General features: G+C 55.2%; 11 protein-coding genes. 8 read left to right on the top strand and 3 right to left on the bottom strand.

Annotated features, from left to right (window positions below; genetic code table 11):
• Nucleotides 1-459 precede the first annotated feature (459 nt).
• Nucleotides 460-906, top strand: coding sequence for a GNAT family N-acetyltransferase (locus ACZAHD_RS07780; protein WP_462456257.1), 447 nt, complete (start codon nucleotides 460-462; stop codon nucleotides 904-906).
• A gap of 817 nt (nucleotides 907-1,723) precedes the next feature.
• Here ACZAHD_RS07780 and ACZAHD_RS07775 read toward each other — a convergent pair.
• Complete coding sequence (locus ACZAHD_RS07775) at nucleotides 1,724-2,332, bottom strand: riboflavin synthase subunit alpha (protein WP_462456256.1); 609 nt, start codon at nucleotides 2,330-2,332, stop codon at nucleotides 1,724-1,726.
• A gap of 78 nt (nucleotides 2,333-2,410) precedes the next feature.
• A complete protein-coding gene (gene nifJ, locus ACZAHD_RS07770) occupies nucleotides 2,411-5,926 on the bottom strand; it encodes a pyruvate:ferredoxin (flavodoxin) oxidoreductase (RefSeq protein ID WP_462456255.1) in 3,516 nt (1,171 codons plus the stop codon).
• 403 nt (nucleotides 5,927-6,329) lie between these two features.
• Between nifJ and nifH the strand changes: the two genes are divergently transcribed.
• From nifH to ACZAHD_RS07745, 5 genes are read left to right on the top strand one after another with little or no spacing between them, the layout of a single operon-like run.
• Nucleotides 6,330-7,211 carry a nitrogenase iron protein gene (nifH, locus tag ACZAHD_RS07765; RefSeq protein WP_462456254.1) on the top strand — a complete coding sequence of 294 codons (882 nt, stop codon included), beginning with the start codon at nucleotides 6,330-6,332 and terminating at the stop codon, nucleotides 7,209-7,211.
• Nucleotides 7,212-7,227: 16 nt separating this feature from the next.
• Nucleotides 7,228-8,676 carry a nitrogenase molybdenum-iron protein alpha chain gene (gene nifD / locus ACZAHD_RS07760; RefSeq protein WP_462456283.1) on the top strand — a complete coding sequence of 483 codons (1,449 nt, stop codon included), beginning with the start codon at nucleotides 7,228-7,230 and terminating at the stop codon, nucleotides 8,674-8,676.
• Between the two features lie 55 nt (nucleotides 8,677-8,731).
• A complete protein-coding gene (gene nifK / locus ACZAHD_RS07755) occupies nucleotides 8,732-10,294 on the top strand; it encodes a nitrogenase molybdenum-iron protein subunit beta (protein WP_462456253.1) in 1,563 nt (520 codons plus the stop codon).
• A gap of 39 nt (nucleotides 10,295-10,333) precedes the next feature.
• Nucleotides 10,334-10,552: a putative nitrogen fixation protein NifT gene (gene nifT, locus ACZAHD_RS07750; RefSeq protein WP_462456252.1), complete on the top strand. Its 219-nt coding sequence runs from the start codon at nucleotides 10,334-10,336 to the stop codon at nucleotides 10,550-10,552.
• Between the two features lie 10 nt (nucleotides 10,553-10,562).
• Nucleotides 10,563-11,225, top strand: coding sequence for a NifB/NifX family molybdenum-iron cluster-binding protein (locus tag ACZAHD_RS07745; RefSeq protein WP_462456251.1), 663 nt, complete (start codon nucleotides 10,563-10,565; stop codon nucleotides 11,223-11,225).
• Between the two features lie 263 nt (nucleotides 11,226-11,488).
• Here the strand turns inward: ACZAHD_RS07745 and ACZAHD_RS07740 are convergent, their stop codons facing one another.
• Nucleotides 11,489-12,439: a LysR family transcriptional regulator gene (locus ACZAHD_RS07740; RefSeq protein WP_462456250.1), complete on the bottom strand. Its 951-nt coding sequence runs from the start codon at nucleotides 12,437-12,439 to the stop codon at nucleotides 11,489-11,491.
• Between the two features lie 124 nt (nucleotides 12,440-12,563).
• Between ACZAHD_RS07740 and ACZAHD_RS07735 the strand changes: the two genes are divergently transcribed.
• Both ACZAHD_RS07735 and ACZAHD_RS07730 read left to right on the top strand, forming a co-directional pair.
• Entirely contained in the window at nucleotides 12,564-13,337 is a 774-nt protein-coding gene (locus ACZAHD_RS07735) for an SDR family oxidoreductase (RefSeq protein ID WP_462456249.1), read from the top strand.
• Between the two features lie 321 nt (nucleotides 13,338-13,658).
• Nucleotides 13,659-13,961: a putative quinol monooxygenase gene (locus ACZAHD_RS07730; protein ID WP_100685031.1), complete on the top strand. Its 303-nt coding sequence runs from the start codon at nucleotides 13,659-13,661 to the stop codon at nucleotides 13,959-13,961.
• The last annotated feature ends 561 nt before the right edge of the window (nucleotides 13,962-14,522 follow it).

Raw genomic sequence — 14,522 nt, 5'->3', positions numbered from 1 at the left:
TTGATGGACAAATGGCCGCCGATAGTCTGGCCGGAAAGGATTAAAGCACAGAGAAATGGTAATGATAATGAAAACAATTCCCATAAAACAAAAACAGTTAAAAACACTGCCTTTCAAAGTTTTCTTATCTTAAAATGCTTTATTTAAATAAACTTAAAATGAAAGTTTAAAATAACCTTAAGAAATTCTCATTATTTCGCTGAAAATATGAAAAATTTGATCTCGATTACGTTTTTTGCGCCGGACAAAAATCCTGCGCCATCAGTTCACAGGACGCCAGCGAACGCGAAAATATGTGCCACCATCGCAGCAGGTCCTGGTACGGACGGCATGATGCTCCCCCCAAACAGACACTGATCGCTGTACGTGAAATGATCACTATTTTGTTTCCCCACCAGACGGGGATTTACAGTGGGATTATTCGGCATACAATAATGGGTCTTTGTCACGAGGTTTAATATGAATATTTATCAGGCGCAGCCCAAGGATGTGGATAAAATCCTGCCCCTGTTTCTTGCCTATCGCGAATTTTATCAGGTCGGGACGCAGCGCGAGCAGGCGCGTGATTTTATTCTGCAACGCTTACAGCTTAATGAATCGACTATTTTCTTTGCTCAAATTGCCGACCAGGTCGTGGGATTTACTCAACTGTATCCGCTGTTTTGCTCATTAGAAATGAAGCGTATCTGGTTACTGTATGACTTATTTGTTGATCCTTCGTCCCGTAAACAGGGGGTTGCTGAAGCGCTTATCGCCCGTGCCGGGCAGTTAGCCGAAGAGTCCGACTCGGCTTTTATTATGCTCAGTACCGCAACGAATAATACACAAGCCCAAGCGCTGTATGAGAAAAATGGCTTCGTGCGCGACACGGATTTCTACGTCTATAATAAGCTGTTAAATAAATAACCGCTCTCGCGGCCCCGATAATATATCGGGGTTCCGCAGCTCCGTTATCTCACTCCCTGCCGAAAACAAATTTCGCTACGATATTCAGTCAGTCAACACGGAGTGGCTTATGGCGCTAAGATTGCGGCGATAAAACAAGACTCCCCGTTCTTCAGCGCGAGGAGACGGTTAATCTTTTTAGCCTGACGGTGCAATCGCATCCGCCACAGATCGTAGCGCGCCGATCCCGGTTTGACCTTTCCCGCAGAGTGTCCATTGAGTCTGTTTGAGGTCAATACCAGATTCCCATCCGGCCGGATGGCTGGCATATCTGGCCTGCGAACGTCCGAACTGAAGGCAACCAACGTCATCGACTGGTTTTGGGGGATATTTGACGATGCCGTTATGGGTGACAGCTGTGATGCAGAGACAGGCCGTCGCGCGCCATGGGGATTTCGTGATGGCGGCCGCGATGTCGACTGGCTTCCCGTTTCCTATATTCACATGTCAGATGATGTGCTCGCAGTGGTATCACTGGCTGAGCAGGGTATTGGCATTTGCCAGAGCGATGAGTTCATCGTCCATGACCGGATACCACGTGGGCAGTTAAACGCGGTACTTCCACAACTTCGTGAGCGAACCCGGCCTTTCTCCATGATCTCTCCCCCATCGATACCAATCGACAGCCACACGAATCATGGTTGACCTTCTGACATCGGGAAAAATGACGCCCCTCCCCTCCGGACTCAGTAAAGAAAACAGAAGCGCCCCCTGTATCAGACCGTTATCCCCCGCAAGACGGGGGATAACCTATTTCCCCAACGCCGCTTCGCGTCGGTTATTTCATGGCCAGAACACGTTCCACCGTATCGACTACCGCCTGAGTCTGCGGATCAATTTCAATATTTACCCGGTCGCCCCTTTTTTTAGAATTCAGCGTAGTGCGCTGTAGCGTCTCCGGAATCAAATGCACCCAAAAACCTTCCGGCATAACCTCCCCAACGGTGAGACTCACCCCATCCACGCCAATATATCCTTTGTAAAGGATATATTTCATCGCCATCGGGTCCTGAACGTTAAGGCAGACCTGATGATTATTTGCCGATGTCAGAATGTGCGCCACTTCTGCGGTGGTCATAATGTGGCCCGACATCAGATGGCCACCTATTTCATCGTTGAATTTAGCGGCACGCTCGACGTTTACGTGTTCACCCTCCCGAAGGTTTCCCAGATTAGTCACGCGCAGTGTCTCTTGCATTAAGTCAAAACTGACTCTCTCCCCATCGATGCTGGTAACGGTCAGGCAACAACCGTTGTGTGCCACCGATCCTCCGGCTTCCAGCCCAGGAAGCAGTTGTGCAGGGAACTTCAGCACATGAGTACGAAAATTGTCTTTTTCGTCGATAGACAAGACCTCAGCGGTGCCTCTTACAATACCGGTAAACATATTTTGCTCCTGTCATCATTCGTGAGCGCATCATGACCATTTGACAATGAGGCACCCTCATCTGGCCCTCTGCTGAGGTTATTCCTCACCGGCCAGCCGCCGATACTGCGCAAAGCGGACACGCGCATCCTCCTCCGTTCTGCTAAAAAGCGCATCCGCAAGATGCGGCGTCGTTTTGTGCAACGAGGCGTAGCGCACTTCGCCAAGCAAGAAGTCACGGAAGCTCTCTTCCGGCTCTTCGGAATCCAGCATAAACGGCGTCTTGCCTTCCGCTTCCCGCTGCGGATGATAGCGCCACAGATGCCAGTATCCCGCTTCAACCGCCCGTTTCGCCTCGCGTTGGCTACAGCGCATCCCGGCCTTCAGCCCGTGGTTAATGCAGGCGGCGTAGGCTATCACCAGCGACGGTCCCGGCCAGGCTTCGGCCTCGGCGATCGCCCGCAGGGTCTGATCTTTATCGGCGCCCATGGCAACCTGGGCCACGTAAACATTGCCGTAGCTCATCGCCATCATGCCGAGGTCTTTTTTCCGCGTGCGTTTGCCCTGGGCGGCAAACTTAGCGATCGCCGCCACCGGAGTCGATTTAGACGACTGTCCGCCGGTATTGGAGTAAACCTCGGTATCAAACACCAGAATATTGACGTCCTCGCCACTCGCCAGCACGTGATCGAGGCCGCCGAAGCCAATATCGTAAGCCCAGCCGTCACCGCCGAAAATCCACTGCGAACGGCGAACAAAATAGTCGCGGTTCTGCCACAACTGCTCCAGTAGTGGAAAGCCCTGTTTTTCCACCGCCAGCAATTCACTGAGCCGGTCCGCGCGCTCCCGGGTTCCCTCGCCTTCGTCCTGCTGCGCCAGCCACTGGCGCATCGCGTCGATCAGTGCCTCACTCACCGGCAGCGTCAGCGCAGCGGTCATATCATCGGCGATTTGTTGCCGCACCGCCTGACCGCCAAGCATCATGCCGAGGCCAAACTCCGCGTTATCCTCAAACAGTGAGTTCGCCCATGCCGGGCCGTGGCCGCGGTGGTTAGTGGTATAGGGAATCGACGGCGCGCTGGCCCCCCAGATAGAAGAGCAGCCGGTAGCATTAGCGATCAGCATCCGGTCGCCAAACAGTTGGGTTATCAGCCGGGCATAAGGCGTTTCTCCGCAGCCCGCGCAGGCGCCGGAAAACTCCAGCAGCGGGGTTTCAAACTGGCTGCCTTTGACCGTCGTTTTACTAAAAGGATTGTTCTTCGGCGTCAGCGCCAGCGCATAGTCCCAGACCGGCGCCATCTGGCGCTGGCTATCGAGAGGCTGCATTTTTAGCGCCTTGCCGCGTGAAGGACAGATATCCACGCAGTTGCCGCAGCCGGAACAATCCAGCGGCGAGACAGCCAGATGGTAGTGATACTCCTTCGCTCCCTGCGCGGGTTTGCTCAACAGCCCGGCCGGCGCGGCGTCCTGTTCTTCGCGATTAAGCAACGCCGGGCGGATCGCCGCGTGCGGGCAGATAAAGGCGCATTGGTTACACTGCGTGCAGCCCTCGGGCTGCCAGACCGGCACTTCCAGCGCGATCCCGCGTTTCTCCCAGGCGGCGGTTCCCGAAGGAAAGGTTCCGTCCTCCATACCGACAAACGCGCTCACCGGCAGTTGGTCGCCGCACTGGCGATTCATCGGCTGTAAAATATCGCGGATAAAATCCGGCATCATGGCTGAAGCCTGCGCCACGGGTTCATCCAGCGTCGCCCAGTGGGCCGGAATCGTCACCTGATGCAGCGAAGCCATGCCCAGTTCAATCGCCCGCTGGTTCATCTCGATCACCCCCGCCCCTTTGCTACCGTAGCTTTTTTCGACCGCCTGCTTGAGGTAATCCGCGGCAGTCTGCGGGTCGATAATCGCCGCCAGCTTAAAGAACGCCGCCTGCATCAGCATATTAAAGCGCCCGCCCAGCCCGAGCTCACGGGCGATATCCACGGCGTTCAGGGTATAAAAATGGATATTTTCCCGCGCCAGATAGCGTTTGAAGCTGACCGGCAGATGCTGCTCCAGTTCCGCATCAGACCAGCTGCAGTTGAGTAAAAAGGTCCCGCCCGGTTTTAACCCATCCAGCAGGTCATAGCGCTCCACGTAGGACTGCTGCGAGCAGGAGATAAAATCGGCCTGATGGATCAGGTAGGGTGAATTGATGGGCCGGTCGCCGAAGCGCAAATGTGAGACGGTAATGCCGCCGGATTTTTTCGAATCATAAGAAAAGTAGGCCTGCGCGTAGAGCGGCGTTTTGTCACCGATAATTTTAATCGCGCTTTTATTGGCCCCGACGGTGCCGTCTGAGCCCATACCCCAAAATTTACAGGCGGTGATGCCGGCATGAGAAACCGCCAGCGTCTCCTGACGCGGCGGTAACGAGGTAAAGGTCACATCATCGACGATCCCGAGGGTGAATCCGTCCATCGGCAGCGGTTTGTTGAGATTGTCAAACACGGCAGCAATATCGTCGGGCAGAACATCCTTGCCGCCCAGCGCATAGCGGCCGCCGACAATCAGCGGCGCATCATCGTGATGGTAGAAGGCGTTTTTAACATCCAGGCACAGCGGTTCCGCCTGAGCGCCAGGCTCTTTGGTACGGTCGAGGACCGCAATACGCTGTACGGTTTTCGGCAGTTGAGCAAAGAAGTGGGCCAGCGAAAAAGGACGAAACAGATGCACGCTGAGTAGCCCGACCTTCTCTCCCGCCGCGTTCAGCGTATCCACCACTTCCTGGATGGTATCGCAGACCGACCCCATGGCGATAATCACCCGTTCGGCATCGGCCGCGCCGCTGTAGTTAAACAGATGGTATTCCCGACCGGTGAGCGCGCTGATTTGCGCCATATAGCCTTCGACAATGTCCGGCAGCGCCTGATAAAAACGGTTGCCCGCCTCCCGTTCCTGAAAGTAGATATCCGGGTTTTGCGCCGTTCCGCGAATAACCGGATGATCCGGATGCAACGCGTTACGGCGGAAACTGTCGAGCGCGGGCCGATCCAGCAGCGTCGCCAGCTGGTCATATTCCAGCACTTCGATTTTTTGAATTTCGTGCGAGGTGCGAAAACCGTCGAAGAAGTTAACAAACGGGATGCGTCCCTTAATCGCCGCCAGATGCGCCACCGCCGACAAATCCATCACCTGCTGGACGTTGTTCTCCGCCAGCATCGCGCAGCCGGTCTGGCGCACCGCCATCACGTCCTGGTGATCGCCAAAAATATTCAGCGAATTGGTCGCCAGCGCCCGCGCACTGACGTGAAAGACGCCCGGCAGCAGCTCTCCGGCGATTTTGTACATGTTGGGGATCATCAACAGCAGCCCCTGCGAGGCCGTATAGGTAGTGGTGAGCGCCCCGGCCTGCAGCGCGCCATGTACCGCGCCTGCCGCCCCGGCTTCCGATTGCATCTCCATTAAGCGCACCGGCTGGCCAAACAGGTTCTTTTTCCCCTGTGCCGCCCACTCATCGACGTTTTCCGCCATCGGCGTGGAAGGGGTAATGGGGTAAATAGCCGCGACCTCGGTAAAGGCATAAGAGATCCAGGCCGCCGCGGCGTTGCCATCCATTGTTTTCATTGTTCCGGACATTGTTCAATCCTCGAAGGTGAGAGGCATCTTCGCCGCCACAAAAAGCGGCAAACCCAGTTGTTGCCTCAAGCACAGCCTGTGCCAGCTCGCGGATTACAAAATAGTTAACGCAAATTCAACACGTTATGAAGACAGGCGCCGCGCAGGGCACAGAGAGATTGCGTGGAATAAGACACAGGGCGCGACAAGCTGTTGAACAGGCGACAAAGCGCCACAATGGCCGCGACAGGCAGAATTGTTCTGTTTCCCACATTTGGTCGCCTTATTGTGCTGTTTTGTTTTACGCCTGTCGCAGCAGGTCAGGTTTAATCAAATATAAATCAATAATTTAAATAAAATGGCACGGCTGGTATGTTCCCTGCACTTCTCTGCTGGCAAACACTCAACAACAGGAGAAGTCACCATGACCATGCGTCAATGCGCTATTTACGGTAAAGGCGGTATCGGCAAATCCACCACCACGCAGAACCTCGTCGCCGCGCTGGCGGAGATGGGTAAGAAAGTGATGATCGTCGGCTGCGATCCGAAGGCGGACTCCACCCGCCTGATCCTGCACGCTAAAGCACAGAACACCATTATGGAGATGGCAGCGGAGGTCGGTTCGGTCGAGGACCTCGAACTTGAAGACGTTCTGCAAATTGGCTACGGCGACGTGCGCTGCGCCGAATCCGGCGGCCCGGAGCCAGGTGTCGGCTGTGCAGGGCGCGGCGTTATCACGGCGATCAACTTTCTTGAAGAAGAAGGTGCCTACGAAGACGATCTCGACTTCGTCTTCTATGACGTGCTCGGCGACGTGGTCTGCGGCGGTTTCGCCATGCCGATCCGCGAAAACAAAGCCCAGGAGATCTACATCGTCTGCTCCGGCGAAATGATGGCGATGTATGCCGCCAACAATATCTCCAAAGGGATCGTTAAATACGCCAAATCCGGCAAGGTGCGCCTCGGTGGCCTGATCTGTAACTCACGCCAGACCGACCGCGAAGACGAGTTGATTATGGCGCTGGCGGAAAAACTCGGTACCCAGATGATTCACTTTGTGCCTCGCGACAACATCGTGCAGCGTGCAGAGATCCGTCGGATGACGGTTATCGAATACGACCCTACCTGCCAGCAGGCTAATGAGTACCGCACCCTGGCGCAGAAGATCGTCAACAACACCATGAAGATGGTACCGACCCCCTGCACCATGGATGAACTGGAGTCGCTGCTGATGGAGTTCGGCATCATGGAAGAGGAAGACACCAGCATCATTGGTAAAACCGCCGCCGAAGAAAACGCGGCCTGAGCACAGGACAATTATGATGACCAACGCAACAGGCGAACGTAATCTGGCGCTAATCCAGGAAGTCCTGGAGGTGTTCCCGGAAACCGCGCGAAAAGAGCGCAGAAAGCACATGATGGTCAGCGATCCGCAAATGGAGAGCGTCGGCAAGTGCATTATCTCTAACCGCAAATCACAACCCGGCGTAATGACCGTGCGCGGCTGCGCCTATGCCGGTTCCAAAGGGGTGGTATTTGGGCCGATCAAGGATATGGCCCACATCTCGCACGGACCGATCGGCTGTGGCCAGTATTCGCGCGCCGGACGACGCAACTACTACACCGGCGTCAGCGGTGTCGATAGCTTCGGCACCCTGAACTTCACCTCTGATTTTCAGGAGCGCGATATCGTCTTCGGCGGCGATAAAAAACTCAGCAAACTGATTGAGGAGATGGAGCTGCTGTTCCCACTCACCAAAGGGATCACCATTCAGTCGGAATGTCCGGTGGGACTGATTGGCGATGATATCAGCGCGGTGGCGAATGCCAGCAGCAAAGCGCTGGATAAACCGGTGATCCCGGTACGCTGCGAAGGCTTTCGCGGCGTGTCGCAGTCGCTGGGACATCATATCGCCAACGACGTGGTCCGCGACTGGATCCTTAACAATCGCGACGGACAACCGTTTGAAACCACCCCTTACGATGTGGCAATCATCGGCGACTACAACATCGGCGGCGACGCCTGGGCCTCGCGTATTCTGCTTGAAGAAATGGGGCTGCGGGTGGTCGCGCAGTGGTCCGGCGACGGCACGCTGGTGGAGATGGAAAACACCCCCTTCGTGAAGCTGAACCTGGTCCACTGCTACCGTTCGATGAACTATATCGCCCGTCACATGGAGGAGAAACATCAGATTCCGTGGATGGAGTATAACTTCTTCGGGCCGACCAAAATCGCCGAATCGTTGCGCAAAATCGCCGACCAGTTCGACGATACCATTCGCGCTAACGCCGAAGCGGTGATCGCCAGGTATGAGGTGCAGATGGCGGCGATTATCGCCAAATATCGTCCGCGCCTGGAGGGGCGTAAGGTGCTGCTCTATATGGGCGGCCTGCGACCACGCCACGTTATTGGTGCCTATGAAGATCTCGGCATGGAGATCATCGCCGCCGGGTACGAATTTGCCCATAACGATGATTACGACCGCACCCTGCCGGATCTGAAAGAGGGTACGCTGCTGTTCGATGACGCCAGCAGCTACGAGCTGGAGGCGTTCGTCAAAGCGCTGAAGCCCGACCTTATCGGCTCCGGCATCAAGGAAAAATATATCTTCCAGAAAATGGGCGTGCCGTTCCGCCAGATGCACTCGTGGGACTATTCCGGCCCGTACCACGGCTACGATGGTTTCGCCATTTTCGCCCGCGATATGGATATGACCCTGAACAACCCGGCGTGGAGCGAACTGACCGCTCCGTGGCTGAAGTCTGCGTGATTGCCTACTCACTGTCCCGTCTGTCCACCGATTTGTGGCGCGGGAGGAGAACACCATGAGCCAAACGATTGATAAAATTAATAGCTGTTATCCGCTATTCGAACAGGATGAGTACCAGGAGCTGTTCCGTAATAAACGGCAGCTGGAAGAAGCACACGATGCAGAGCGCGTGCAGGAGGTCTTTGCGTGGACCACCACCGCCGAGTATGAAGCGCTGAATTTCCAGCGTGAGGCGCTGACCGTTGACCCGGCGAAAGCCTGTCAACCGCTTGGCGCGGTGCTTTGCTCGCTGGGATTTGCCAACACCCTGCCGTATGTTCACGGCTCCCAGGGGTGCGTGGCCTACTTCCGCACCTATTTCAACCGCCATTTCAAAGAGCCGATCGCCTGCGTCTCCGACTCGATGACCGAAGACGCGGCGGTCTTCGGCGGCAACAACAATATGAATCTGGGCCTGCAGAACGCCAGCGCGCTGTACAAGCCGGAGATCATCGCGGTGTCCACCACCTGCATGGCGGAAGTCATCGGTGATGACCTGCAGGCGTTTATCGCCAACGCCAAAAAAGATGGTTTTGTCGACAGCAGCATCGCCGTGCCGCACGCCCATACGCCAAGCTTTATCGGCAGCCACGTCACCGGCTGGGACAACATGTTTGAAGGCTTCGCCAAAACCTTCACCGCCGACTACCAGGGACAACCGGGCAAACTGCAAAAGCTTAATCTGGTCACCGGCTTTGAAACCTATCTCGGCAACTTCCGCGTATTAAAGCGGATGATGGAACAGATGGCGGTACCGTGCAGCCTGCTCTCGGATCCGTCAGAGGTTCTCGACACCCCCGCCGATGGCCATTATCGGATGTATTCAGGCGGCACAACGCAACAGGAGATGAAAGAGGCCCCTGACGCCATCGATACGCTGCTCCTGCAGCCATGGCAGCTGCAGAAGAGTAAAAAAGTGGTGCAGGAGATGTGGAACCAGCCCGCCACCGAGGTCGCAATTCCGCTGGGTCTGGCCGCCACCGATGAACTGCTGATGACCGTCAGCCAACTCAGCGGCAAGCCGATCGCCGACGCCCTTACGCTTGAACGCGGCCGGCTGGTTGACATGATGCTCGACTCTCACACCTGGCTGCATGGCAAGAAATTTGGCCTGTACGGCGACCCGGATTTCGTGATGGGTCTGACCCGCTTCCTGCTGGAGCTGGGCTGTGAGCCGACGGTGATCCTGAGCCATAACGCCAACAAGCGCTGGCAAAAAGCAATGAAGAAGATGCTTGATGCCTCGCCGTACGGGCGCGAAAGCGAAGTGTTTATCAACTGCGATTTGTGGCACTTCCGTTCGCTGATGTTCACCCGTCAGCCGGACTTTATGATCGGCAACTCCTACGGCAAGTTTATCCAGCGCGACACCCTGGCAAAGGGCAAAGCCTTTGAAGTACCGCTTATTCGCCTCGGCTTTCCGCTGTTCGACCGCCACCATCTGCACCGCCAGACAACCTGGGGTTATGAAGGGGCGATGAACATTGTGACGACGCTGGTGAACGCCGTGCTGGAGAAACTGGATAGCGATACCAGCCAGCTTGGCAAAACCGATTACAGCTTCGATCTCGTCCGTTAACCATCAGGTGCCCCGCGTCATGCGGGGCCAGGAGGGAGTATGCCCATCGTGATTTTCCGTGAGCGCGGCACGGACCTGTATGCCTATATCGCCAAACAGGATCTGGAAGCGCGAGTGATCCAGATTGAGCATAACGATGCTGAACGCTGGGGCGGCGAAATTTCGCTGGAAGGAGGACGCCGCTACTATGTGAATCCGCAGCCGGGGCGGCCCGTCTTCCCGATAAGCCTGCGCGCGACGCGCAACACGCTGATATAAGGAGCAGGAGATGTCCGACAACGATACCCTTTTCTGGCGCCTGCTGGCGCTGTTTCAGTCCCTGCCGGACCTGCAGCCGGCGCAAATCTTAGACTGGCTGGCGCAGGAGAGCGGCGAGACTCTGACCCCGGCGCGGCTGTCTACCCTGACGCAGTCCCAGTTGGCCGCCAGCTTTCCCTCGACGACGGCAGTCATGTCACCCGCCCGCTGGTCGCGGGCGATGGCGAGCCTGCAAGGCGTGCTGCCAGGCCATTTACGCATCGTTCGCCCCGCCCAGCGGACTCCGCAACTGCTGGCGGCATTTTGCTCCCAGGATGGCCTGGCGATTAACGGCCATTTTGGCCAGGGGCGGCTGTTTTTTATCTATGCATTCGATGAGCAAGGCGGGTGGCTGTACGATCTGCGTCGCTATCCGTCCGCGCCCCAACCGCAGGAGGCTAACGAGGTGCGTGCCCGGCTTATTGAGGATTGTCAGCTGCTGTTCTGCCAGGAGATCGGCGGGCCCGCCGCCGCCCGGCTGATTCGTCATCGGATCCACCCGATGAAAGCGCAACCCGGTACCACCATTCAGGCCCAGTGCGAGGCTCTCAATACGCTGCTTGCCGGACGTTTGCCACCGTGGCTGGCAAAGCGGCTTAACAGGGATAACCCTCTGGAGGAACGCGTTTGTTAATCCCTGTTTTATGCCTGTTGCCCGCTGACCCCGCGGGCTTTTTTATAGGCCCAACACCGGTTACGCCACATCGGGCTGCACTGACTCCGATATTTCCTTGCGCTGACCTGACCCCGGAGAGGAAGCAATACAAGGTGAGTCGCCCGTACAACGTTGTTTTATTCAGTGAAAACCGTTGCAAAAGTTCGGCCAGACGGAAGACTTGCTGGTGGGATAGCACAGTATCAAGAAGCACCAGGGCTCTCTCTACTGACTGAATGTATTTACGCTGACTCACGGCTTGATGTCCTGAGCAGACCCCCCTCAAGAGACATGAGTTGCATTTTTTCCTGTAGCATAGGCATCAGCCAGCCAATAAATAACTGCAGCGGACGAGAGTGATGCCGTCGGTGAGGATACAGAACATTGACAGGCAGCGCCCGTGGCAGAAAATCGGGCATGACTTCCAATAAGGTACCTGCAGTCAACTGTTCATGTACATCATATTCGGGGATCTGAATCAGTCCCATGCCTGTCATGCAGGCCGCAATATATGCCTCGACGCTGTTGACGGTCAGCAGGGTATTGACCTCAGTGTTGAATATCTCGCCATCGCCTTCCCACTCCCATCGTTCCCGGCGACCTGTCGTGGGGGATGAATATCCCACGACAAGATGCTTAGCCAGCTCCGGCGGCGATAATGGAATCCCGTAACCGGAGAGATATCCCGGAGACGCCACGTTAATGACTCTAAGGTAACCTGCCATTCGGGCTACCATACCAGAATCACTGAGCATGCCGACGCGAATGGCGCAGTCCGTGCCCTCTTGGGCAAGATTGACACTGCGGTCTGTCACACCCAGCTCTATCTGAATGCCCGGGTAGCGGGAAAAAAAGTCCGGCAGTGCAGGAATAATGATGCACCTCCCGACCCGGGCGGGTACATCGACCTTAATTTTTCCCGTCACCTGATCGCTGGCTTGTCTGAACAGATTTTCCGCCTCCTCCACATCCTGAACCACAGCCTGGCAGCGCGTATAAAACGCCTCTCCGTCCGAGGTCAGCGATACCCGACGAGTAGTCCGGTGAAACAGGCGGGCGCCGAGCCGGGATTCCAGTTCGCGGATAGAGGCAGAGATGGTCGATGCCGGACGGTTCATGGTTTCAGCCGCCCGGATAAAACTGCCGTTTTCCGCCACCCGAATAAATATACGGAACAGATCAATCGTATCCATACGCCCTCATTATTCGTGATTTATGCACAGAGCATTCATGTTTCGCCTCTTTATACATGACGCCTACACATTAAGCTATCCGTAACGGGGTATCCCGGCCAATCGATGCAACAGGAGCTGAACCATGACAGACCATGCTATCAAAGGAAAAACCGTCCTTATCGCTGGCGGAGCGAAAAATCTGGGAGGGCTGATCGCCCGTGACTTCGCGCAGCATGGCGCGCGCGCTATTGCTATTCATTACAATAGCAACGCCACGCGTCAGGATGCAGAGGCCACAGTCGCGGCCGTGAAAGCCGCTGGCGCAGAAGCCGCAGCGTTTCAGGCTGACCTGACCTCGGCAGCCGCTATGGAAAAACTGTTTGCTGACGTGGTGGCATCACTCGGACAACCGGATATTGCCATTAATACTGTCGGTAAGGTGCTGAAGAAACCCATGGCAGATATCTCTGAGGCAGAATTTGACGAAATGAGCGCGGTGAATGCCAAATCCGCGTTTTTCTTCCTGAAGGAAGCGGGCAAACACGTCAGGGATAACGGGAAAATCTGTACTCTGGTGACATCGCTTCTTGGCGCCTATACGCCCTTTTACGCCGCATATGCCGGCATGAAGGCACCGGTGGAGCATTTCACGCGCGCGGCGTCAAAAGAACTGGGCGCACGTGGCATTTCCGTAACAGCCATCGGCCCCGGTCCGATGGACACGCCGTTCTTCTATCCGGCAGAGGGGGCAGACGCAGTGGCCTACCACAAAACAGCCGCGGCGCTTTCCCCGTTCAGTAAAACCGGTCTGACAGACATTGACGATATTGTGCCCTGGATCCGCTTCCTGGTGAGTGAGGGATGGTGGATGACCGGGCAGACAATTCTGGTCAACGGTGGCTACACCACTAAATAATGTGTGGGAATGTCTGCGAGCCGGTGCCGGATCTGCTGCTGAAAGAGCCGGGTTAACCCGATCAGGGGAGACCGCGTCACCGGCCCTGTCTCTCCTCTCTTTCAATACCTGTCCCAGAGAACCGCCTGCTGTTCTGGCGTGGAGTCAATGCGCGTTTTGGCTTCCTTGCACAGTTCCCCCTCGTTTGAGGATAAGGTGACATCGACCCATTGGACTCGCCGTGAAAAGCGGACGTCATGCCTGTACACTAATTATCCGATGATGTTGAAGAAAGGGATGCTGATTTTACGGGAAATTTTTTTCTTTTGCCTGGAGGCAGGAGTGTTAAAAGTTATTGCTGAAGATTTTATAAAACCGGATTGTGTTGAGAAAGTGATGCCTCTGTATCGTGAGCTACTATCGGCCACAAGAAAGGAACCCCTGTGCATCGCTTATGAACTGTATATTGATGAAAAAGACCCGGGCCATTTTATTTTTATAGAGGAATGGCCGGACCGCGCAGCGCTCGAATTACATTGTGAAAGTGAGCATTTCAGACGGCTTGTCCCATTGATTGATCAGCACAAACGCCAGGATCCGCAATACATTTTGATGAATAGCCTTGTCAAGCTTGATGCTTCGTAAGCTATTGGCTGTTTAAACCGATTGATTAAAATATGACTTGCTCAGCTGTTGCACGGTCCCGGTCGCAGCCCTTCGGCTTGCGGTCGGAACTTATGATATCGGTTGCTGGCACGAAGTGGGCAGTATAGGTCCGCTCTGAGCAAGGAGCGGACATTCGCAAGGCATTCCTGACATCAGTGTATATTGCTCACCGAGGAGCAGGTCAGTCCCAGAGTGAAAAACAGGGTAATGATAACACCCACGATATTAATCTCTTACTTCGCCCCTCTTCCCAATATATCGACGTCAATGCCCCGGTAACGAACCATATTTTCCAGTTTCTTCTGGTCTGAATAGCCAGGATTACCAGAAAAAACAGTTCAAAATCATTCCCAGTGACATACCGATCTCTATGGTTAGTGCTACCCGCGACCTATTCTCTGTTAATGAATCCAGATTGACCACCGTGAGGGTCATCTTCACTTTCTCACCACAAGCATAGAATTTAGCACGGTGGCTCCATTGTCCGATTGTTGGCTTTGTCGCAAAGATAACAATACTTTTCCTTTAAATATCAAGGCT

Origin of the sequence: Raoultella sp. (assembly GCF_039594335.1) — a bacterium.
Classification (GTDB): Bacteria; Pseudomonadota; Gammaproteobacteria; order Enterobacterales; family Enterobacteriaceae; genus Klebsiella.
This window is presented reverse-complemented; position numbering and strand designations above follow the sequence as displayed.

Excerpts from the sequence above, each read along its gene's own strand:
- ACZAHD_RS07740 (WP_462456250.1), bottom strand. The coding sequence starts at position 12,439 with ATGGATACGATTGATCTGTTCCGTATATTTATTCGGGTGGCGGAAAAC.
- nifJ (WP_462456255.1), bottom strand. The coding sequence starts at position 5,926 with ATGTCCGGAACAATGAAAACAATGGATGGCAACGCCGCGGCGGCCTGG.
- nifD (WP_462456283.1), top strand. The coding sequence starts at position 7,228 with ATGACCAACGCAACAGGCGAACGTAATCTGGCGCTAATCCAGGAAGTC.
- nifT (WP_462456252.1), top strand. The coding sequence starts at position 10,334 with ATGCCCATCGTGATTTTCCGTGAGCGCGGCACGGACCTGTATGCCTAT.
- ACZAHD_RS07775 (WP_462456256.1), bottom strand. The coding sequence starts at position 2,332 with ATGTTTACCGGTATTGTAAGAGGCACCGCTGAGGTCTTGTCTATCGAC.
- ACZAHD_RS07780 (WP_462456257.1), top strand. The coding sequence starts at position 460 with ATGAATATTTATCAGGCGCAGCCCAAGGATGTGGATAAAATCCTGCCC.
- ACZAHD_RS07745 (WP_462456251.1), top strand. The coding sequence starts at position 10,563 with ATGTCCGACAACGATACCCTTTTCTGGCGCCTGCTGGCGCTGTTTCAG.
- nifK (WP_462456253.1), top strand. The coding sequence starts at position 8,732 with ATGAGCCAAACGATTGATAAAATTAATAGCTGTTATCCGCTATTCGAA.
- ACZAHD_RS07735 (WP_462456249.1), top strand. The coding sequence starts at position 12,564 with ATGACAGACCATGCTATCAAAGGAAAAACCGTCCTTATCGCTGGCGGA.
- nifH (WP_462456254.1), top strand. The coding sequence starts at position 6,330 with ATGACCATGCGTCAATGCGCTATTTACGGTAAAGGCGGTATCGGCAAA.